This window comes from Chryseobacterium sp. PTM-20240506 (assembly GCF_048296755.1).
Classification (GTDB): Bacteria; Bacteroidota; Bacteroidia; order Flavobacteriales; family Weeksellaceae; genus Chryseobacterium; species Chryseobacterium proteolyticum.
This window is the reverse complement of record NZ_CP182581.1, coordinates 2583709-2606691: the sequence shown is the minus strand read 5'-3', so window position 1 is coordinate 2606691 and position 22983 is coordinate 2583709. Positions and strand designations below refer to the sequence as shown.

The window sequence follows — 22983 nt, the reverse complement described above, 5'->3', positions numbered from 1 at the left end:
ATGTAAAATATCTCTTCTATATTTTATATTTTTGTTAAATGTGAATTTAAAAATATATTAATTTATGAAGAAATTACTTACTATTTTGTTTTGTAGTTTAGTCGGTGGTTCTGCCGTTGCGCAATGGACGCCAGCTGCTGCTAAACTAGATAACAAAAAAAGAGGTGGTGATGTAAAGGCTGTGGCTGTTGCATCTTATTTCAAATTGGATTTGAACCAATTAAGATCTCAATTGAAAAACGCGCAGGAAGCTGGGCGTAATGCTAAACCGGTTGTTGTTTCTATTCCGACACTGGATGGTAAGATTAAAAACTTTAATGTTTATAGTTTTCCTGTTGTGGTGAAAGAGCTTGCTGATCAATATGAATTAGGCTCATATGTAGGAACAGCAGTTGATGATCCTTCACAAAGTATCCGATTTTCTGTTGCTCCAAATGATTTCCAATCGATGTTATTCAATAATGGGAGTTATGAATTTGTAGAACCTGTAGATAAATCAACAGGATTATACTATGTGCATCCTAAAACAGCAAAAACAGGAGATAAAGCATTTGTATGTAGTACAGCAGAAGCTCCATCTTCCGTAAAGCAAATCGATGAATTGCTTAAAAAAGGCAAATCTGCATCAAGTCAGTTAGGCTTTACTAATAAAAGTTATGATAAGAAGTATAGAACACTAAGATTAGCAATGTCTGTTACAGGAGAGTATACCCAGTATTTTGGAGGAGTACCTCAGGCTCTTGCGCAAATTAATGCTACGATAACAAGAGTAAACTTTGTTTTTGAAAAAGATTTTGCTTTGCATTTAAATGTATTAAATTATCCGGCGCTTATTTATGCCGATCCTGCGTCGGATCCATATGCTACTGTTACAAATGCCAATCAACCTCCATCTTCATGGAATACGTCTCTTAGAGATATACTGGCAACTAATGTTGGACAGGCTAATTATGATATAGGACATTTATTTGGTGCTTCCGGAGGAGGAGGAAATGCTGGTTGTATTGGTTGCGTTTGCCTTAACCCTGTAGGTACTACTTATGATCCTGTAGCGGGTTATGGGAAGGGGTCTGGTATTACTTCTCCTTTAACAGGGAGTGTAAATCCTAGTGCAGCAGCTCCGCCATCAGGGGATACGTTTGATATAGATTTTGTTGCTCACGAAATGGGACATCAATTAGGGGCAACTCATACCTTTGCTCATTCTTTAGAGAGTGCAGGAACGAATATGGAGCCAGGGTCAGGGTCTACCATTATGGGATATGCTGGTATCACCGGAGCTACTACTGATGTTCAGCCGCATTCTGATCCATATTTCCATATTGTAAGTATTGACCAGATTAATGAAAACCTGATTGATAAAACTTGTGATGTAGAAACTACAATTACCAATAATCCTCCTGTGATTGCAGATATGCCGGATTATAACATCCCTAAAGGAACGGCATTTGTATTAACGGCTTCTGCTACGGATGCAGAAAATGATCCTATGACGTATGCATGGGAAGAAATTGATAATGCCTCCGTTGAGATAGATAAAGATAACCTTGGGACAACAACTAGTGGTGCCACTTTCAGATCTGTGAATCCAACAACAAGCCCAACCCGTTATTTTCCTAAATTAGAATCTGTATTAAATGGATATTTAGATAATAGCAATAATACATGGGAATCAGTTTCACAAGTTGCAAGAACTACTAATTTTGCCGTAACTGTCAGAGATAATAATGTTAATCCTGCTCAACAACAATCAGATTATAATATTCAAACAGTTGTTGTTGGGAACAATGGTCCATTTAAGGTTAATACACAATATGCCAACGTTAATACTCCTACACCAATAGAGTGGGATGTTGCAGGTACTACAGCAGCTCCTTACAGTGTTGCCAACGTTAAAATTGATTATACAACAAATAACGGAACAACATGGACTGTGCTTTCTGCCTCAACACCTAATGACGGATCAGAATCTTATACGTTCCCGACTTCATTGAACGGGCAGGTGATTAAATTGAGAATTTCTGCTATCGGAAATATTTTCTATGCTGTGAAGCCTATTACTGTTGAAGCTTTTGCTCCTTGTGATGGTACGGCTCCTACCGGAATTACTACAAGTAATATTACAATTAACGGAGCAACGATCAGCTGGACTCCGGTAGCTAATGCAACATATAATATCCGTTATAGAAAAGTAGGGCAGGCTGTTTGGCAACAAACAACTTCTACTTCCCCAATAGTAACATTAACAGGATTAACTGACGGAACAGCTTACGAAGTGCAGATATCTGCAGTTTGTTCTGGAACTCCAGGTGCATATTCAGCTTCAACAAACTTTACCACTTCAGCTGTAACTTACTGTACTTCATCAAGTACAAGTGGACAAGTTAATTATATTTCCAATGTAACGTTGGGAACAGTAAATAATACTACTGTAGGAAGTTCATACTCAAACTTTACCACTAATGCTGCATTACAACCTACTTTGTTGCCTAATAGTACGAATTCGATAAGTGTTTCCGTTACTACAACAATCAGTGGTGCTTCAGTTAATGGTATGGCTGCATGGATCGATTATAATAAAAATGGGGTTTTTGAAGCTAATGAAAGAGTTTTAAATATGCCTGTGGTAGCATTACCGGTTGGTGCTACAGTTAAGACAGGAAACTTTACGGTGCCTGCAAGTGCTATGACTAATACTCCTTTAAGAATGAGAGTTGTTACTGTTCTGATAAATCCTGCAGGTATAGGGGCTACTATTCCAGATTCTTTTGCATGTGGAGGTTTCCCGAACGGAGAAGTTGAGGATTACAATGTGATCATTGCTTCTAATTTAGGAACTTCTGATACTGCTATTAAAAACGATGGTATCCAGATATATCCTAATCCGGCAAGTGATGTGTTAAACATTACTAAAGTTTCTGATAAAGCTGCATATAAAATTTATAGTGCTGCGGGTCAGTTGGTAGACAGCGGGAATATCAATGGTGGAAAAATTAATGTTTCTGCTTTGATCAAAGGTGGCTATGTAATTACAATTGATGACAAAGGAAAAGATGTATTCACTTCCAAATTCATTAAAAAGTAAGATATTATTTTTATCAATAAAAAATCCTCAGGTAATCCTGGGGATTTTTTTATTTTGAACTTATAAAATATATTATTGTGAAATTTGTATAAAAAAAATGATTGTAGCCACAAATTAATAATGAAAAATGATTAGATTTGTGTAATTAATATAATATATTGAGAAGCTTATGAAGAAAATTTTTACTTCTTTCTTTCTTCTCTGTCTGTTTGTGGTCACCAGTGCACAATGGAGCCCGACATCTTTCAGAGGAGATAAAATCAGAGGAAGTTCTGAAATTAAGAACTATTACTCTCTAGACATTCCCTTATTAAAATCCCAACTGGCCAATGCACAGGAGACGGGCAAGAATGCCCGACCTGTAACAATTTCATTGCCAACCATGGATGGGAAAATTGAAAGGTTTGCCGTTTACAGCTTTCCGGTTGTTGTAAAAGAACTGGCAGACGAGTATCAACTTGGATCTTATGTCGGAGTCGGAATCGACGATCCGGGTAAGTATCTGAGGTTCAGTTTAGCGCCGAATGATTTTCAGTCTATGATCATCAAAAACGGGATCGCTGAATTTGTAGAACCTCTAAATAGAGAAAAGACAGTTTACGGTGTGCATCCGAAAACTGATAAGAGCAAAGAAGGTTTTCTATGCTCCATGAATGAAAGCCTTTTGGATAAGGAAGAGATCAACAAACTTTATCAGAAAGGATCTGCATTTAGCAATCAAACTACTAATTTTGCGAAGTCTTCAGATAAGAAGTACAGAACGATGAGATTGGTAATGTCTGTAACAGGAGAATATACCCAGTTCCATGGAGGAACAGTTCCTGGGGCGATGGCGGCTATTAATGCAACACTTACCCGGGTAAATGGTGTATTTGAAAAAGATTTTGCATTACACTTAAATTTACAAAACTTTCAGGGTGTAATTTATACCAACCCGGCAACCGATCCCTATTCTCCGGCTGCTGCAGGAGCTGGAGGTGCATGGAATCTAGAATTGCAAAATACTTTAACGGCTAATGTAGGTAATGCCAATTACGATATAGGGCATTTATTTGGTGCTTCCGGAGGTGGAGGTAATGCAGGATGTATCGGATGCGTTTGCGTAGATCCAACTACAGGAGTTCCGAAAGGAAAAGGATCCGGATATACATCGCCAGCAGATGGGATTCCACAAGGAGATAATTTTGATATTGATTATGTTGCCCATGAAATGGGTCATCAGTTAGGAGCAAACCATACATTTTCTCACGGTCTTGAAGGAACAGGGGTGAATATGGAACCCGGTTCTGGATCCACAATTATGGGGTATGCAGGAATTACCGGAGCTAATACCGATGTTCAGCCTCACTCAGATGATTATTTTCATATCGCCAGTATCAAGCAGGTACAGGCTAACCTAATTTCTAAAACCTGTGATGTTGAAACTACAGTTGCCAACAATCCACCTGTGATTTCTGCATTACCAACTTATAATATTCCTAAAGGAACCGCATTCGTATTAACAGCTTCTGCCACCGATGCGGAAAATGATCCAATGACCTATACCTGGGAAGAAGTGGATAATGCAAGCGTTACTATTAACAAGAATAATTTAGGAACAACAACTTCAGGTGCAACCTTTAGATCGGTATTGCCAACGACAAGTCCAACTAGATATTTTCCTAAATTATCTTCTGTGCTTGCCGGAGTTCTTAACAATTCGAATAATGGATGGGAATCTGTTTCTAATGTTGCGAGAACAACCAAATTCTCTGTAACAGTAAGAGATAATAGTCCCATTGCGAATCAACAGCAGACACAGTTTGCTGAACAAACAATTATCGTAGGTAGTGCAGGACCTTTTAAGGTTACAACAGCAACAGCTTATAATAACGGACCAAGCACTGTAACCTGGGATGTGGTAAATACCACAGCTGCTCCTTATAGTGTTGCTAATGTTAAAATAGATTACACTACGGACAATGGAGTTACCTGGAATGTTTTGGCGCCATCTACTCCTAATGATGGAAGTGAAAGCTTAACTTTTGGAGCTTTAACATTAGGGTCTACCGTGAAAATCAGAGTAAGTGCGATCGGAAATGTATTTTATGCCATTGGCAGTGCTACAGTAGCCAGTTTAGCTGCATGTACTGGAGCTGCGCCGACTGGTATTACAGTTTCTGCAGTTACTCAGACTCAGGCTACTGTTTCCTGGGCTGCTTCTGCCGGGGCAACTTACGTTGTTCAGTATCGTCCTGTTGGAAGCACAACATGGATTACAGTAAATGCAACGACCAATACTACAGTATTAACAGGTCTTACGGATGGAATTCAATACGAAGTTCAGGTTGCTAATGTATGTTCAGGAACGCAGGGTACTTTCTCTGCCTCTGTTAACTTTACAACACCGGGACTAAACTACTGTCAGATGCAGTCAAGCAATTCTAATGATGAGTATATTGCTAATGTTACAGTAACACCTACGGGAGCTGCCGTAATGAGTAATACTTCTTTAGGAACTACTTATACTGATTACACGACAACAGCAAGTGCTTTGGTAAATCTTGTGATCGGGTCTGCTAACAATACAATTTCTGTTTCGAAAGGGTGGACGGGTAGTACATATAGTGAAGCTGTGAATGTATGGATTGACTTTAACCGAAACGGAATTTTTGAAACAAATGAACAGGTAATGACTTCTCCGGCAAGTACAACTACCCCGGTTACAGCTACATTCCCAGTTCCTGCCAATGCATATAATGGACCTTCTACAACAAGAATGAGAGTGGCTCTAAGCTTTAGCTCTCCTTCTGTGATGTGTCAGAACTTTACTTATGGAGAAGTAGAAGATTATGCTGTGAAATTAATTCAGCCTATACCTTGTACAAGTAATGCTCCATTGAATTTAAGCGTAACAAATATTACGGCTACATCAGCTTACGTAATGTGGGACCCTGCTGTAGGAGCAACCTATATACTTGAATACAGAGCTGTTGGCGCAACCGCATGGATACCTGTTCCATTAACAACCAGTGCTTATACAATTACAGGTTTAACAGAATCTTCACAGTACGAAGTTCGTGTGGCATATATTTGTTCCGGGACTACTGGAACGTTTACAGCTCCTGTTCAGTTCAGTACTCCGGCGGTTAACTACTGTACAGTAACAGGTAACAGTACCAACGGATATATTTCAAATGTTAAGATGACTCCGACCAATTCATATATTATGAATAATGATTCCGGAGCAAACTCTTATACGGATTATTCCGTGGATCCAACTAAATTGATTACGTTAGTACGTGGATCTGCAAATAATGCAATTTCTGTGAGCAAATCATGGATCACACCAAGTACATTCCCTCCATCTCTGGCTGTCGGAGCATGGATCGATTTTAACAGAAACGGAATTTTTGAAAACAATGAAAGGGTAATCAACAGTACAACAAGTACTACAACTCCGATTACGGCAACATATACGGTTCCAAACACATCGTATAATGGTCCGCTTACCCTTAGAATGAGAGTCATCATTTCTTCATCAAATATCAATGATCCATGTGTCAATGTTACTAATGGTGAAGTAGAGGATTATGCAGTTAAAATTGTAGACCTACAACCATGTTCTACCGCTGCACCTTCACCAATTTCTGTAACAGGTGTTAGTGCATCTACTGCGACGGTTTCCTGGTTAAACTCTACAGGTGCTACTTATGTATTAAGATATAAGGCTATAGCAGCAGCAGCCTGGACAACCGTTAATCCTGTTCCGGCGCCTGGAAATACCTATACGATCCTTAACTTAAATGCAACCACTGCTTATGAAGTGCAGGTGGCAACCATCTGTGGGGGAAATCAGGGACCTTGGTCTACATCTGTGAATTTCACCACACTGGCCGTTAGTTACTGTAACTCCGGTACTGCGACTGTAGGTGACGGATATATAAATAATGTAACCGTTACTCCAACGAATTCGATTATGATGATCAATAATTCTGGAGCAACGACGTATACAGATTATTCTACTGACCCTACTAAACTTATTACATTTGTTCGCGGTTCTACCGGAAATAATATTTCTATTGGTAGAGTGATCTTATCAAGTACGTATGCTACATCAGTATGGATTGATTATAACGGAGACGGTGTGTTTGATAATGGTACGGAGAGAGTAATGAATCTTGGATATTCCAGTACTACTCCTGTGACTGCTACTTTCACGGTTCCTGCTAATGCATATACAGGAACGAACATTGTCAAAATGCGTGTTATCGTATACTATAATACAATTGATAATGCATGTCAGAACTTAACAAGTAATGGTGAAGTAGAAGATTATGCAGTTAAATTTGTAGACATTCAACCATGTACAACAGCTCCTCCAAGCAATATTACAGTGTCCAACATTACTGCGACTACTGCTAATGTTTCCTGGTTAGCATCTACGGGAGCTACTTATGTATTAAGATGGAGATTAGGGGCTACAGGAGCATGGACAACAATTGATCCTGTACTTGCACCTGGAAATAGCTACACGATTACTGGGCTTACCGAATTAACCGGATATCAGGTACAGGTTGCCACAAGATGTAGTGGTACATTAGGTGCCTTCTCTGCTTCAATTCCGTTTACTACAACTGCTATCAGTTATTGTAACATGACAGGAACAGGAACCAATGATTATATAGCTAATGTAACAGTGACTTCTGTAAATCCGGGAATTGCTCCAATGAGTAATACCTCATTACAGACAAACTATATCAGTTATACTACACCAGCTACGTTGATTAACCTTGAGCTTGGCTCAACGGGAAATAAAATCGCCGTAACTAAAGGATGGGCAGGAGCAACCAACAGTGATGCTGTAAGTGCCTGGATCGACTTTAACCGAAATGGGGTATTCGAGACAAATGAACAAATCATGGCAGTAGCTTCCAATTCAACAAGTACTGTTAATGCATTGTTCAATGTTCCGTCTACTGCATACAGCGGACCTCTTACAACAACAATGAGAGTGGTGCTAAAACGTTCCAGTTCTCCTGTAATGTGTCAGGTAGCTGTGAATGGTGAAGTGGAAGATTATGCAGTGAGAATAAGACCATGTGCAACAGGTACACCTACAAACCTTGCGTTTAATACGATTACCCATACTTCAGCAATCGTAAACTGGACTGGTGTAACCAATGGGCTTACCTATATTTTACAGTACAGACCTTTAGGATCTACTGCGTGGACGAGTATTAACGTTTCTACTCTTCTTGGTAACCCTCCAATTCAGTTAACAGGTTTAACTCCTGCTACTACTTATGAGGTGCAGGTTGCTGCAAGCTGTGGTACAACACCAGGTACATTTACCGCGATTAAAACATTCTCTACCAGATGTGATCCTACGCCTCCTACTGTAACAATCAGTAACGTAACAACAAACTCTGCATTAGTAACATGGGCACCAATTGCGCCAAGTTCAACGTATGTATTAAGATACAGAGTAGTGGGAACAACCACGTGGGTGGATGTAACTGTGCCGGTAACACCTGGGAACTCTTATCAGTTGACAGGATTAAGCCCTTACACTACTTATGAGGTTCAGGTGGCTAACAAGTGTGTGGGTGAGACTACAATCAATCCATATTCAAATCCTAAAGTATTTACTACAGAAAGGACATGTGAATTACCACCTCCGGGCTTAACCATCACTAACCTGACTCCTACAACAGCTGTTGTAGTTTGGGATCCATTCCCGGGAGCTACTTATATCTTAAGATACAGAAAAGTAGGTATTCCGAGCTGGACAACGGTTCCGGTGGCTACCAATACACTTACCCTTACGGGATTAACAGAGTTGACGAAGTATGAATTACAGGTTGCTAATATTTGTAGCGGTACTCCTGGTACGTATACACAACCATACTTCTTTACAACACCTACCGTTATTTATTGTCAGATGTCGTCTGGAAGTTCTGTGAGTGAATACATTTCAAACGTTACGGTAAAACCTACTGGTAAACCGCAAATGTCAAATGATTCAAATGCTCAGAATTATTCAGACTTTACCGGAGATCCTACCAAGTTTATTGAATTGATTCAGGGATCTACTGGTAATGAGATTTCAATTGCTAAATCATGGACAGGAACAACGAATAATGAAGGTATTGCTGTATGGATAGATTTCGACAGAAGTGGAACATTTGATCCTAATGAAAGAATCCTTGTGTCTTCGCCTAACTCAACAACCCCTGTTAAAGGAACGTTCAGTGTACCGGCGGATGCATTCATCAGCATGACGGATTTTAAATATGTTGTGATGAGAGTTGCCATGCAGAAAGATGCGATTCCTGTGAATTGTGTAAGTTTTGCAAACGGAGAAGTTGAAGATTATACCGTAAGAATTTCTAAGCAGGCAGTACCTAATCCTGTTAACCAGACTGAAATTCTGATCTATCCTAATCCGGTAAGCAGTATATTGTATGTGAAAAATATTAGCAAGAAAGCTAATTATAAGCTATACAACGCAGCAGGTCAGCTTGTTTCCGGAGGAATTATCCTCAATAATAAGATTGATGTAAGCGGATTGATAAATGGAGTATATGTTATCGATATCGATGATGTTCAGGGCACAGCTCAGAAGAAGTTTATCAAAGAATAATTAAATTATTTACTATTAAAAAATGAGCTCTCAGAAATGAGAGCTTATTTTTTTACATAAAAAACTCGTTAGAATTATTTTCTAACGAGCTCTTTTTTTATTCTATTTCGAAGATGGTGCGTTCTGTCCGCTCTTTTAAATCTTCTAAATTAGTGTCATTATAGATGATATAATCAGCAAGCCTTATTTTCTCTTTTTCGGGCATTTGCCGCTCCATAATAGCCTGTACTTCGCGATAGGTTTTGTTGTCCCTGTCCATTACCCTTTTTATTCTTATGTTGTCTTGTGCAGTTACTAAAAGTGATTTGTAGCACTGCAGATTAAGCTTTAATTCAAATAATAAGGCAGTTTCCTTAAAAACTAAATATTTTGACTGTTCTTTTACCCATTGTTCAAAATCAATTCGTACAGCGGGGTGTATGATTTCATTTAATTTTTGCAGTAGATCCGAATTATTAAAAACTTTGTCTGCAACATATTTCCGGTCATAAAGGCCGGTATTATCATAAGACTGTGCTCCTAAGAGCTCTTTAATCTTTTCTTTTAGGGTATCATTGTCATTGACAATGGTTTTTGCTCTGTCATCAGAGTAATAAACCGGAAATCCGCATTCTTCAATAAAATGGGCTACCGTTGTTTTTCCTGAACCTATTCCACCAGTAAGGCCAATGATCTTGGGTGCTGGTTCCGGTTCTGCTTTTTGTGTTTCTGAATTCAATTCTTCCATACTTCAATTAATATCCGAAAACGTCATTAAAACTGTGAACTTCATCAAGCCTTACTCCTTTATCTGTCATTTTCAGACTGGCCAGCTCATTATGTGCGTCATGCTCGAAAAACAATAAATATTCGTTATCGACACATTGCTTTAAAAATTTTCCTTTTTCCTCCATTGTCAAGAGAGGTCTTGTATCATATCCCATCACATAAACCTGGTTGATATGTCCGGCTGTAGGGATAAGGTCTGCAGCAAAAACGATTGTTTTTTCCTGATATTGAATTACAGGAAGCATTTGCTTTTCGGTATGTCCGTCAACAAAAATAACATCCATTTTCAAGTCCGGGGCGAAACCATAGTTTCCTGTCGTTGGTAGTGGTAAAAAATTCAGTTGACCACTTTCCTGCATAGGAATGATATTTTCTTTTAAAAAACTTGCTTTTTCTCGCGGATTAGGCTCAGTAGCCCATTGCCAGTGGTTTTCATTGGTCCAGAAATGAGCATTTTTAAAAGCCGGTCTGTACCCCGTTTTATCGTCATTCCATTCGATGGCTCCTCCACAGTGGTCAAAATGAAGATGGGTAAGAAAAACATCAGTAATGTCTTCCTTTACAAAACCATATTTTTTAAGGTTTTTATCTAAATTATCATCCCCCCAAAGAGAATAATGTCCGAAAAATTTCTCATCCTGTTTATTTCCCAGACCGCAATCCACTAAAATCAGTTTCTTACCATCTTCAATAAGCAAAGATCGAGTTCCCAGTTCTATCAGGTTTCTTTCGTCTGCAGGATTGGTTTTTTCCCACAGACTCTTTGGGACGACTCCGAACATAGCGCCGCCGTCCAGCTTAAATTTTCCACATTGTATTGGATATAGCTTCATATAATATTATGTTTTATGTATTTAATTTTTGTTAAGTTTCATTTTTTCAGCAATCTTTTTTCCCTGCTCATCCGAATTTTCAAGATGGGAAATAATATTTTGATAATCTTTTTCTTTCCTGTTTTGGGAAAGTTTTTGTTTAATAAAGATCTCCGTTGGTATTACTTTTATTCCAAATGCTCCTTTCATTTCTTTTTCTACAAAATCTTTACCCATATCCTTTACCAGTACAGGGCATTTTTGAAACTTTTCATACTTATTGGTTAACTTTTCCAGATGCGCGTAAAGTTCTTCATTATTCATAAGTTCTACTTTACCATGAATTTGTACAGCTTCATAATTCCATGTTGAAACATTGATATGATCATACCAGCTACTGGAAATATAAGTGTGTGCTCCTAAAAAGTCACATAATACCTCATCTCCTTTTTTCAGTGTTTTTGCCTGTGGATTGGCTTTGGAAATATGAGTTTCAATATAAATGTGATCCGGATCATCCTCATTAAGCATCATCATGGAATGAGTGGCCCGTATCTTGTCGACTGAAGAGATAAGTAAAGCGAAAGCATTGTCTCTAATGATTTCACGCATTACATTATAATCCTCACTTCTGTATAGCTTCGGTATAAACATTAATTAATAACTCTTTATATTTCTTATCATAAGGCTAAAAGATCAACACCTTTATCAGCTCGATTATATTTTAAATAACAAGCCTAAAAAAGCTCCCCCGGATTTTTAGGTATCGGAATCTGCAAGTGTTTATAGGCTTTTTCTGTCACCTCTCTTCCCCTTGGGGTACGGATAATAAATCCTTCCTGAATTAAGAAAGGCTCATAAACCTCTTCCAATGTCTCCGGGTTTTCAGCGATAGAGGTTGCCAGTGCTGAAATACCTACAGGTTTTCCTTTAAAATTTTCAATCATGACACGCATGATCTTGTTATCCATTTCATCCAACCCAAATTCATCAACATTCAGAGAATTGAGCGCATATTTTGTGATATTGATCTCTATTTCTCCATTACCTTTTATTTCTGCAAAATCTCGTACCCTTCGCAATAAAGCATTGGCAATTCTGGGAGTTCCGCGGCTTCTTCTTGCAATTTCAATGGCTGCATCCTCGTAAATTTTTACTCCAAGAACTCTGGAACTTCTTATGATGATCATGGATAAAAGTTCTATGGTATAATATTCAAGCCTGCTTTGGATACCGAATCTCGCCAACATGGGTTTGGTAAGCATTCCGCTTCTTGTAGTTGCTCCAACCAGTGTAAAAGGATTGAGCCCGATCTGTACACTCCTTGCATTAGGACCTGTTTCCAGCATAATATCAATCTTATAATCTTCCATCGCAGAATAAAGATATTCTTCCACAACAGGTGATAGACGGTGGATCTCATCAATAAAGAGAACGTCATTTTCTTCCAGATTGGTTAAAAGGCCGGCCAGACTTCCCGGTTTATCAAGAACTGGACCTGATGTTATTTTACAATTCACACCCAATTCATTCGCAATGATGTTCGCTAAAGTTGTTTTTCCAAGTCCCGGAGGCCCGTGAAGAAGAACATGGTCAAGGGCTCCGCCTCGCTTTTTAGCCGCAGTTACAAATACTTCAAGATTTTCCAACGTCTTTCTCTGTCCCGCAAAATCCTTAAAACTCTGGGGACGAATCTGTTCTTCCTGCATGAGCTCTTCATGAGAAAAGTTTTCCTTATCTGGATGTAAAAAATCAGGCATTAATTCATTTCATTTACCTCAAAGATAGGGATTTTAGACTTAGGTTGGGGAAAAGGTTATGCTAAAAAATCAAGGTTAAAAGATATTTTTTAAGTATTTTTGGAATGGAAATTTAAATCCCAATACAATATTTTCTGACCATTTACTTATGAAATTAATAGGACCATTTAAGCAAATCATTACACTCGCTAATCTTTCACTGAGAGGAAAATTATCTGATCAACAACTTGAAATTATAGGTGACGGAGGTATTTTGATTGAAGGTGAAACCATTCAGAAAGTTGGAAATTTCGAAGAATTAAGATCTGAATATCCCAATGTAACAATTGAAGAGGTTGAAGGTGAACAGATCGTGCTTCCTGCTTTCATAGATTCCCATACTCACATTTGCTTTGGAGGAAACAGAGCAAATGATTTTGCCATGAGAAATGCAGGAAAAACTTATCTTGAAATTGCTGAAAGCGGAGGAGGCATCTGGAGTTCTGTACAACATACAAGAAATGCGTCAGAAGAAGAGTTGCTTAAAACTTTATCAGAAAGGATCAATTTTCTTATTTCATTGGGAATTACAACCATTGAAGTGAAAAGCGGCTATGGTCTGGATGTGGAAAATGAGCTCAAGATGCTGAGAATAATAAAAAAAGCACAAACACTAACCAAAGCCACATTAATTCCTACCTGTCTTTCCGCACATTTGAAGCCGAAAGATTTTGAGGGAGATAATAAATCTTATTTAGATTTTATTATCGCAGAAATTTTGCCTAAAGTAAAAGAAGAAGGACTTGCTAAAAGAGTTGATATTTTTATTGAAAAGTCAGCATTCCAACCGGAAGAAAGTAAGGATTTTTTATTAAGAACTAAAGAGCTCGGTTTTGAAATAACTGTTCATGCAGATCAATTTACTCCCGGAAGTTCAAGGATTGCAGTAGAAGTAGGAGCACAGTCTGCGGACCATTTAGAGGCAACAATTGATGACGACATCATGTTTCTTGCTCATTCCAATACAGTAGCCACAGCACTACCCGGAGCGAGTTTAGGACTGGGGGAGAAGTTCACTCCGGCACGAAAGTTGTTGGATGCAGGAGCTATTCTTGCAATAGCCAGTGACTGGAACCCGGGTTCCGCACCAATGGGTAACTTGATTACCCAGGCTTCCATTTTAGCAACATACGAAAAGTTAACGACCGCTGAAGTTTTAGCAGGTATTACATTTCGTTCGGCATATGCTCTGGGATTAGAAGACAGGGGAAGGTTAGAAAAGGGATTAAAAGCGGATTTTGTAACTTTTAAAACCGATAATTTTCAAAACGTATTATATAATCAGGGAAGTTTAACCGCTGAAAATATTTATATCAATGGGGAAAAGTGGAAAGTGTAATATAAAGTACCTTTTCTCCCGTTTATCTTATTATAAGTTTCCTTAATATGCTCCTGTTATTTTTCCATGGGTGAAAAGTAATTCTGTAGTTCCTAAGTGTACTGATAAAGAAAGATCATATTATTTTTCTTACTTTTTGAATGCTTTTGTTGCGGCTATGCCTGAATAATGTATCAATAATTTAATTTGAAAAATAGATATGATGAAATTCCGAAGTATGCAATCAACATTTAATAAAGGAGTAACAATTCCAAGTCTTATTTTTATTATAGGAACTTGTTTTCTGTCAGCTATTTACCCGAAATCTACAGAAAGTATCTTAAATGAAATTAAGGAATTCATTTTTGTTAACCTGAATTGGGTTTACGTTTGGGCAGTCACCATCTTTGTGATTTTTCTTGTGTACCTTATGTTTAGTAAATATGCTAATATAAAACTGGGAGCCAATGACAGCAAGCCGGAGTATTCTCTGTTTTCATGGATTTCGATGCTGTTCGCTGCAGGGATGGGGATTGGTTTAATATATTTTAGTGTAGCGGAACCTATGCAGCATTACTCCTCTGAAGTTTTTGGTAATAACCATTATGTAAACAGGGCGAAACAGGCACAGCTTTATACCTTTTTTCATTGGGGAATCCACGCGTGGGCTATTTATGGGATTGTAGGATTATCACTTTCTTATTTTGCTTATCGATACCGGTTGCCACTATCTCTGAGAAGTTGTTTTTATCCTTTGCTTAAAGATAGAATCAATGGAAAATGGGGAAATGTTATTGATATTTTTGCCCTTTGCTGTACCTTCTTTGGAATTACCACTACATTAGGCTTTGGGGTCGTCCAGATCAATTCCGGCTTACACATATTGGGAGCAATCCCGGAAAATAAATTCATATACCAGATCATTATTGTTTTCATTCTCATTTCTCTGTCGGTTTTTTCGGCGATCAGCGGGGTAAACAAAGGTGTTAAGATATTGAGTAATATCAATGTCATCAGTGTAATTGTTCTTCTGTTGTTTGTGCTGATATTAGGACCAACCGTTTACTTGATCGGAAGCTTTACCGAAGGTTTGGGAAATTATATCAATAATTTTTTCGATCTTACTTTTAGTACCCATGTTTACGAAAAAGATACACTGCCATGGTTTTATGACTGGACGATTCTATATTGGGCGTGGTGGATTTCATGGTCCCCTTATGTAGGATTGTTTATTGCTAGAATCTCAAAAGGAAGAACCATTAAAGAATTTATTCTGGCTGTTTTAATACTGCCTACATTATTTAATTTTATATGGATGTCCGTTTTTGGGAACAGTGCTATTTGGTTTGATTTCAATATCGCGCATGGTAAATTGAGCCAATTTGCATCTGATCCTGATGCTTTAATGTTTCGTTTTCTCGAATACATGCCTTTATCTACGATTACAAGCTTCTTCGTCATCGTTATCATTATAATCTTTTTTGTGACTTCAGCAGATTCAGGAATATTTGTAATGAATAGTATCGCAACCAAAAATGCGCAGAAATCTCCAAAATGGCAATTAATATTCTGGGGGCTTTTGCTAGCTGTACTGTCACTATTATTGCTTAATGTAGGAGGCCTGAAAGCACTCCAGAGTATGACATTAATCACAGCCCTGCCATTTTCAATTATTGTACTTTTATTCATTGTAAGCTTAATGAAGGCGCTGATCATCGATCAGAAATATTATGACAGGAACTTTTCGGCTTCTGCAGTTCCATGGTCCGGTGAATTCTGGAAAGAACGTTTGAAGCGTATTGTTTCCTTTAAGGACAACTCATCCGTGGATAGCTTTATCCATACCACAGTGAAAGAAGGGTTTCTGGAGCTGCAGAAAGAATTTGCAGATAATGGGATTGAAGTGAAGATGAATTACGGCGATAATCCTACAAAAATAGAAATAGAAATTCATCATGGAGTTGTTAATAACTTTATTTATGGAATTAAAAACCAGGAAAAGACGGTATCAGAATATATTATCCATGAGGAAAATCTTCCGGACCTGGAACATAATACCACCCATTATCCGAAATCATATTTTGGTGATGCAAGAGAAGGTTATGATGTACAATATTTTACTAAAAATGAATTGATCTCCGACGTTCTGAAACATTATGAGAGGTTTCTGGAGATTGTATCGGAAGAAAAGAATGAAATGTTTATCAGCAGCAATGCCAATCAGAATAAAGTATAAAAAGAAACATCGTGTAATTGATTAAAAGGAGTTTGAGTATATGCACAATATTATATAGTTTTACCGGACAAAACTCTATTGATGAAAATAAAATAAAACAGTATGGGATTCTTCGGTAAGGAAATAAGAAATATCGGTAATGCGACCAGGAATTACAATGATTTTTGGGATTGGTTTCTGACTAAGGAAAAGGATTTTTATGAAATTATAAAAAATCATGATCATATTGAAAGTGGTTTTTTCGATATTATTTCTCCCAAACTTAAACAGATTAATCAAGGATATTACTTTCTCGTTGGTATGTACGATGATTCTACTGTAGAACTCATTATTACCGTAGATGGCGAAATTAAAAATATTGTTTTTGCAGAAGAAATTGTTGAAGCTTCTCCTGTTTTGGAGCGTTGGAAATTTACCGCTTTAAAACCTGAGATGGATGCTGCTCACGGAATTCAAATGGACGGCCTAGAGTTTACCGGTGAAAACATTTTATTTTATCCGAATGAAAGCGAGGGATATCCTGATGAAATAGACATTACCTTTGTGTATGAAGGTTTAATGCCAGAGAATAAAGAATCTGTTGTAAAAGGGATCTGTGTTTTTCTGGATAATTTTTTAGGCGAATTGAATTTTGCGACACAGATTGACACATTTAATATTATAAGTAAGGAAGAAGCGAAAAAAGAACTGATTCCAGTCATTAAATTAAAAGATTTCCTTGCATGGAGGGAGAGAGAGTTTACAGAAAAATATAAAAATGTAAAGAACATTGATGATGAAGAACAGTTTTCGGTGTTGGAAGCAAGTTTGCAAAACGGGTTGCCACTTATTGCTACAGTGAACACATCACTGTTGACCTATGATGCCAAAGCTTCCTATCCATGGATTTCAGTGATAAGAATGCAATATGAAGGAAGAAGCAATAACGGACTTCCTGAAAATGATGATCATGAAAGGCTGAATGAGATTGAAGAAAAAATTATAAATAAATTAAAAGTAGAGGAAGGACATTTGTATATAGGACACGAGAGTGCAGATAATCTCAGAGAATGCTATTTTGCAAGTAAAGATTTCCGCGATCCTTCCAGGGTTATTCCGAAAATAATCGTTGAGCATCCTGAATACGAAATTTCTCTTGAAATTTATAAAGACAAATACTGGCAGAGTTTTGAACGTTACACTATATAAATTAAAAAATTAAATAAAATCATGATTTGGCAAGGAAGATTGGATGGTGAAGAATTACTTTATCACAGAATTTTTCAAAGAGTAAAAATTGAAAATGATTACGATGTTATTTCTACTAATGATTTCGTTTTGCATGGTTTTGCTGTAGAAGAAGGAGTAAAAAGGAATAAAGGAAGATTGGGAGCGAAAGATGCTCCGGATATTATAAGAAAGAACATGTCTAATTTTCCTGTAATCCTTCCCGATTTCTCGTTGTGGGATTTTGGAAATATTACCTGCGAGGATACTCATCTTGAAAAAGCACAGCAGAGTCTTGCTAAAAACGTATCAAAGGTTTTATTAAAAGGAGGTAAATCTCTCGTTATCGGTGGTGGACATGAACTTACATATGCCCATTATCTGGGTGTAAAAACGGCATTTCCCGAACAGAAGATCGGGATTATAAATATTGATGCTCATTTCGACAACCGCCAACCGGAAGAAGGGGTAGGAGCAAGTTCCGGAACCGGATTCTGGCAAATTGCCCAGGAAGGAGATATTCACTCACTGCATATCGGGATCCAAAGAAATTCCAATACACTGAAATTGTTCGATACGGCCCATCAATATGGAATGAAATATATTTTGGCAGACGAACTATTCTTTGAGAATCTGCCGTCCATCTATCAACGCATTAATGATTTGTTGGATGAGGTGGATGTTGCTTATCTTACCATATGTATGGATGTTTTTAATGCATCTGTAGCGCCCGGAGTTTCAGCTTCCGCCTATAACGGTATTTTTGCAGATAGTACATTTATGCATTTTTACAGGCATATTTTGAAAAATGAAAAACTGGTCGCATTAGATGTGGCAGAAGTTAACCCTTCTTACGATATTCAGGAGAGAACAGCAAGACTTGCGGCTAGCCTGATCAACGAATGGTTTATGGTATAACAAAAAATATATTCTTTTAATAGAGAAAATCATTATTTTATTTTGCTTAAAGGAACAAAATTTGTTGCTTTCATCCATGCTTTACGGTAAAGCATTCTAATTCATTTATTTTGAATTTGAAACAAAAATTACATTATGGAACAATCAATTGAAAATAAACTTATTATTGCAGATAAGGCTTTTTCAGAATGGAAAAAAGTGCCCTTTGAAGAAAGGCAAAAATTAATTGCAAAAGCTGCGGAGGTGCTAAAAGCGAATTCAGAAAAATTCGGAGAGATCATTACAAGGGAAATGAATAAGCCCATTTCACAATCAATTGCTGAGGTAGAGAAATCTGCATTAATGATGAATTATTATGCGGAGGCTGAAAATATTTTAAAGGCGGAAAAAATAGAATCTGAATATAAGTTTTCTGAAGTCCATTATATTCCGAAGGGAGTGATTCTTGGTGTGATGCCATGGAATTTTCCTTTCTGGCAGGTTTTAAGATTTGCAACCCCGGCTATTTTATCCGGGAACACTGTTGTGTTGAAGCATGCTTCCATCTGCTTTGGAAGTGGTAATGCCATAGAGCAGGTATTTTTGGAAGCTGGTTTTCCACAAGGAGTTTTCCAGAATTTAGAAGTGGGACATAAGGAAGTGAAAGAAATCCTGGAACACGATGCCGTGAAAGGAGTAAGCTTAACCGGAAGTGGAAGAGCAGGAGGGGAGGTGGCCTCTATTGCAGGATTGAATATTAAGAAATCTTTGCTTGAATTGGGAGGTAGCGATGCTTTTATCATTCTGGATGATGCTGATCTTGATAAAGCTGCAAAAGTAGGAGCTCAGGCAAGACTTCAAAATTGCGGACAGACCTGCGTTGCTGCTAAAAGGTTCATTATTGATGAGAAAGTTGAGGATGAGTTTTTACCGAAATTCATAGAGGAGTACAAAAAATTTGTTCCGGCTGATCCGATGGATAAAGACACAAAGATCAGCGGTATGGCAAGACCTGATCTGGCTGATGATCTTGAAAAACAATTTAATAAAGCTTTAGAAAACGGAGCAGAAATTATTATCCCTCTTGAAAGGATTTCCGATCATGAATTCAATCCTGGACTAATAAGAGTACAGGAAGGTAATCCTATTTTACAGGAGGAGTTGTTTGGACCATTAGGTATGGTGATGATTGCTAAGAATGATGATGAGGCTTTACAAATGGCAAATGATATCCCTTTCGGACTTTCCAATTCGGTTTGGACACAAAATGCAGACCGTCAGATGTTTTTTATTGAAAATTTGGAATCCGGGACTGTCAATATCAATAGAATGACCAGTTCTGATCCCCGTTTTCCTTTTGGGGGAACAAAAGCATCAGGATACGGTACTGAGCTTTCTTTAATTGCATTAAAAGAGTTTGTTACTCCGAAGACAATTGTGGGAAATTGATTTTTGAACAGTAGATGTATTAAAGATTTTAATACTAAATTATAATTATAAAAAGAGCTCCTGAACATTTCAGGAGCTCTTTTTTATATCAATTTGAAAAGCTGTTTCGCCATTTTTGCGATTTCGCCTTTACTTTATTATACTGTCGTTAATCTCAGCGTATTTGTTTTTCCTCCTTCATATGACGGAGTTGCATTGATGTTGATTACAAAATCCCCGCTTTCAATATATCCGTAATTATGTGTAAGCATATTAACCTGGATAATTGTTTCATCCGTTGATTTGTTCATATCATAATAATAAGCATGAACACCCCAAAGAAGGTTAAGCATCGTAATTACTCTTTTATTACCACTGTACACAATAATATGAGAGTTAGGTCTGTGGGCTGAAAGCTGGAATGCCGTATAACCGGAGTGTGTTAAAGTAACAATTGCAGTAACATTTGTTGTTTTAGCAATTCTAACTGCGGCAAGGCATACCCTGTTGGTAATAAACCTTTCGTCAATACAATTATAATCTTTTTCGATAGGCTCATTTTTGTGCTGATAGAAATTTGTTTTTTCTATATTCTGAACGATTTTAGCCATGTTCTCAACTACCTGGATAGGATATCTTCCCACCGAAGTTTCTCCTGAAAGCATTACAGCGTCAGCACCATCCAATACGGAGTTGGCAACGTCATTTACTTCAGCTCTTGTTGGTGTTAAGCTATTGATCATGGTTTCCATCATCTGAGTGGCAATGATAACCGGTTTGGAATAGAATCTTGCTTTTTCAACCAGGTTTTTCTGGATCGCGGGAACTTCTTCCATAGGAACTTCTACTCCCAGGTCACCACGTGCAACCATTAATCCATCACATTCCAATAAGATCTCATCAATATTTTTTACCCCTTCAGGTTTTTCGATTTTAGCTATGATCGGTGTTTTAAATTTACCGTTCGGATGCTTGGCAATAAGGTCCTTAAGATCGATGATGTCCTGTGCATGACGTACAAAAGATAAAGCAATCCAATCTACCTCCATGTCCAGCATAAAGTTAGCATCCTGGATATCCTTCTCCGTTAAGGCAGGAAGAGATACATTCGTATTAGGAAGGTTTACCCCTTTTTTAGAACTCAGAGGTCCCCCTTGTATGGTTTTGGCCTTTACAGTGTCCTTTTCGTTGGTTTCAATAACCTCTAGAACAAGCTTTCCGTCATCGATAAGGATTCTTTCCCCCACTTTTACGTCCTGAGGAAACTGTTGATAAGTCATATAAACTTTTGTAGAATCCCCTTCAATTTTTTCATTCGTAAAGGTTAAAATATCTCCAGGATTAAGATATGATCCCTCCTTTACGACTCCCACTCTCAATTTAGGACCTTGTAAGTCTCCTAAAATACTTACAGAGTAGCCATGTTCCTTATTAAGTTCTCTAATGATATCAATATTAGTTCGAACTAAGTCGTAATCTGCATGTGAAAAATTTATTCTAAAAACGTCTACTCCTGCTTTCATAAGTCCTAACATGACTTCTTTAGATGATGATGCAGGGCCAAGCGTTGCAATAATTTTTGTCTTCTTTAAATACTTATTCATAATACTGGATAATTTGATATAGTTCCTCTTCAGAACTCAATGTGTAATCTTGAATTGGAAACACAAGATTTTCAGGGAGCAAAATTACGGAAAAATCAGGAAATTGTTCCGAACTATGCAGAATATATTCTACATCTACCTGATTATTTAATAAAAATTTAATATTTTCTTCTTCTGCGAAGAGCTCAGTTTGTATTTTTTTTTGTCTACTTTCACAGGATTTGTTGGAAATGAAAGTAAAGTAAGTCTTTGAAAACTTGTGATAACCCTCGAATCTTGAAAAATAATAGTCATAATATGATCCGTGAAAGACGAGGTCGTCTATCCTTGAAAATTTAAGATCGTTATTTTGATTTATTTTGAAAAAAAATTCATGATCGAATACATTTTTTGCTAATCTTACCAATCCGATGGCAATATCTTCAAATTCTATATCGTCGTGATCATAAAGTTTTTGAATTTCCAAGTATGTTCTCTTTTTTGTTTAAAATATAAAATGCTCGTTGTGCTGCTTTTTCTTCGGCTTTCTTTTTTGAAGTTTCAGTGGCATTGGCTATCTTCTCTTCTCCGAGCCAGACGTGGCAACGAAAAACGATTGATTTATTCCCCTGAGTTTCTTCACAGGTTTCATATTTTATATTTACTTTTTTCTTCTGGCTCCATTCCAGAAGAAGGCCTTTATAGCTCACAATTTTATTTTCGAGCTTATTAATTTCAGATGGCGTCAGCAAACGTTCCAAAATGATCTTTTTACAGGTGTCATATTGGAAGTCTAAATAAACAGCACCGATTAATGCCTCAAATAAATTTCCGGAGATATTTTCACCTAAAGCTACAGAATTTTGTTTAATTAAAAGGTCTGTAAGCTTTAAATCTTCCCCTAATTTATTAAGATTTTTCCTATTAACAATCTTAGATTTCATTTGTGTAAGATATCCTTCATTCGCTTGAGGATAAGTCTGGAACAAATGACAAGAAATAATTGTACCCAAAACGGAATCTCCTAAGAATTCAAGTCTTTCGTAATTGCTGTCTTGATTTTTAGAAGAATTTTTCAAAGAAAAAGCTTCCCGGTAAAGCGCAACATTTTGTATCTCAGAACCCAGCAGTTTATTTAGCTCGGTACTAAGGAAATAGTCTCTCTCCGATAATTTTCTTTTTCTTTGTTTGAGAAGGAATTTAGAAAAGTATTTCTGTAACTCCAT

Annotated in this window: 14 protein-coding genes; 7 read left to right on the top strand and 7 right to left on the bottom strand. The window is 37.4% G+C overall.

The features are described 5' to 3' along the window. The first annotated feature begins 64 nt into the window (after positions 1-64). Both ACNFU2_RS11520 and ACNFU2_RS11515 read left to right on the top strand, forming a co-directional pair. Positions 65-3085, top strand: a complete 3021-nt coding sequence (locus ACNFU2_RS11520) for a reprolysin-like metallopeptidase (protein WP_418121747.1) — start codon at positions 65-67, stop codon at positions 3083-3085. 169 nt (positions 3086-3254) lie between these two features. Beyond that, complete coding sequence (locus tag ACNFU2_RS11515; RefSeq protein ID WP_418121745.1) at positions 3255-9710, top strand: GEVED domain-containing protein; 6456 nt, start codon at positions 3255-3257, stop codon at positions 9708-9710. Between the two features lie 97 nt (positions 9711-9807). On the opposite strand, the gene coaE is transcribed toward ACNFU2_RS11515, so the two are convergent. From coaE to ruvB, 4 genes are all read right to left on the bottom strand, one after another. After that, positions 9808-10437: a dephospho-CoA kinase gene (coaE, locus tag ACNFU2_RS11510; RefSeq protein WP_172280729.1), complete on the bottom strand. Its 630-nt coding sequence runs from the start codon at positions 10435-10437 to the stop codon at positions 9808-9810. 7 nt (positions 10438-10444) lie between these two features. Next, positions 10445-11311: an MBL fold metallo-hydrolase gene (locus ACNFU2_RS11505; protein WP_172280727.1), complete on the bottom strand. Its 867-nt coding sequence runs from the start codon at positions 11309-11311 to the stop codon at positions 10445-10447. Positions 11312-11332: 21 nt separating this feature from the next. Then, the gene (locus ACNFU2_RS11500; protein ID WP_273649630.1) at positions 11333-11944 is read right to left on the bottom strand and encodes an FMN-binding negative transcriptional regulator; all 612 of its coding nucleotides are present in this window, start codon (positions 11942-11944) and stop codon (positions 11333-11335) included. An 83-nt stretch (positions 11945-12027) separates the two neighbouring features. After that, positions 12028-13050, bottom strand: coding sequence for a Holliday junction branch migration DNA helicase RuvB (gene ruvB / locus ACNFU2_RS11495; RefSeq protein ID WP_172280723.1), 1023 nt, complete (start codon positions 13048-13050; stop codon positions 12028-12030). Positions 13051-13198: 148 nt separating this feature from the next. Here ruvB and hutI point away from each other — a divergent pair, with 148 nt between their 5' ends. The 5 genes from hutI to ACNFU2_RS11470 all read left to right on the top strand — a co-directional run bounded on the left by hutI (position 13199) and on the right by ACNFU2_RS11470 (position 20195). Then, positions 13199-14428 carry an imidazolonepropionase gene (gene hutI, locus ACNFU2_RS11490; RefSeq protein ID WP_418121742.1) on the top strand — a complete coding sequence of 410 codons (1230 nt, stop codon included), beginning with the start codon at positions 13199-13201 and terminating at the stop codon, positions 14426-14428. Between the two features lie 217 nt (positions 14429-14645). Then, positions 14646-16643, top strand: coding sequence for a BCCT family transporter (locus ACNFU2_RS11485; protein ID WP_273649628.1), 1998 nt, complete (start codon positions 14646-14648; stop codon positions 16641-16643). Between the two features lie 102 nt (positions 16644-16745). Further along, positions 16746-17831: a DUF695 domain-containing protein gene (locus ACNFU2_RS11480; protein ID WP_345991797.1), complete on the top strand. Its 1086-nt coding sequence runs from the start codon at positions 16746-16748 to the stop codon at positions 17829-17831. Between the two features lie 21 nt (positions 17832-17852). Further along, positions 17853-18767: a formimidoylglutamase gene (gene hutG / locus ACNFU2_RS11475; RefSeq protein ID WP_345991799.1), complete on the top strand. Its 915-nt coding sequence runs from the start codon at positions 17853-17855 to the stop codon at positions 18765-18767. 135 nt (positions 18768-18902) lie between these two features. Further along, positions 18903-20195, top strand: coding sequence for an aldehyde dehydrogenase family protein (locus ACNFU2_RS11470; protein WP_273649625.1), 1293 nt, complete (start codon positions 18903-18905; stop codon positions 20193-20195). Between the two features lie 137 nt (positions 20196-20332). On the opposite strand, the gene pyk is transcribed toward ACNFU2_RS11470, so the two are convergent. The 3 genes from pyk to rnc are packed head-to-tail and all read right to left on the bottom strand — an operon-like array spanning position 20333 to position 22983. Beyond that, the gene (gene pyk, locus ACNFU2_RS11465; protein ID WP_172280712.1) at positions 20333-21778 is read right to left on the bottom strand and encodes a pyruvate kinase; all 1446 of its coding nucleotides are present in this window, start codon (positions 21776-21778) and stop codon (positions 20333-20335) included. Continuing rightward, complete coding sequence (locus ACNFU2_RS11460) at positions 21771-22244, bottom strand: IPExxxVDY family protein (RefSeq protein ID WP_172280710.1); 474 nt, start codon at positions 22242-22244, stop codon at positions 21771-21773. The genes pyk and ACNFU2_RS11460 overlap by 8 nt, the downstream gene beginning before the upstream one ends. Next, positions 22222-22983, bottom strand: coding sequence for a ribonuclease III (rnc, locus tag ACNFU2_RS11455; RefSeq protein ID WP_172280708.1), 762 nt, complete (start codon positions 22981-22983; stop codon positions 22222-22224). The genes ACNFU2_RS11460 and rnc overlap by 23 nt, the downstream gene beginning before the upstream one ends.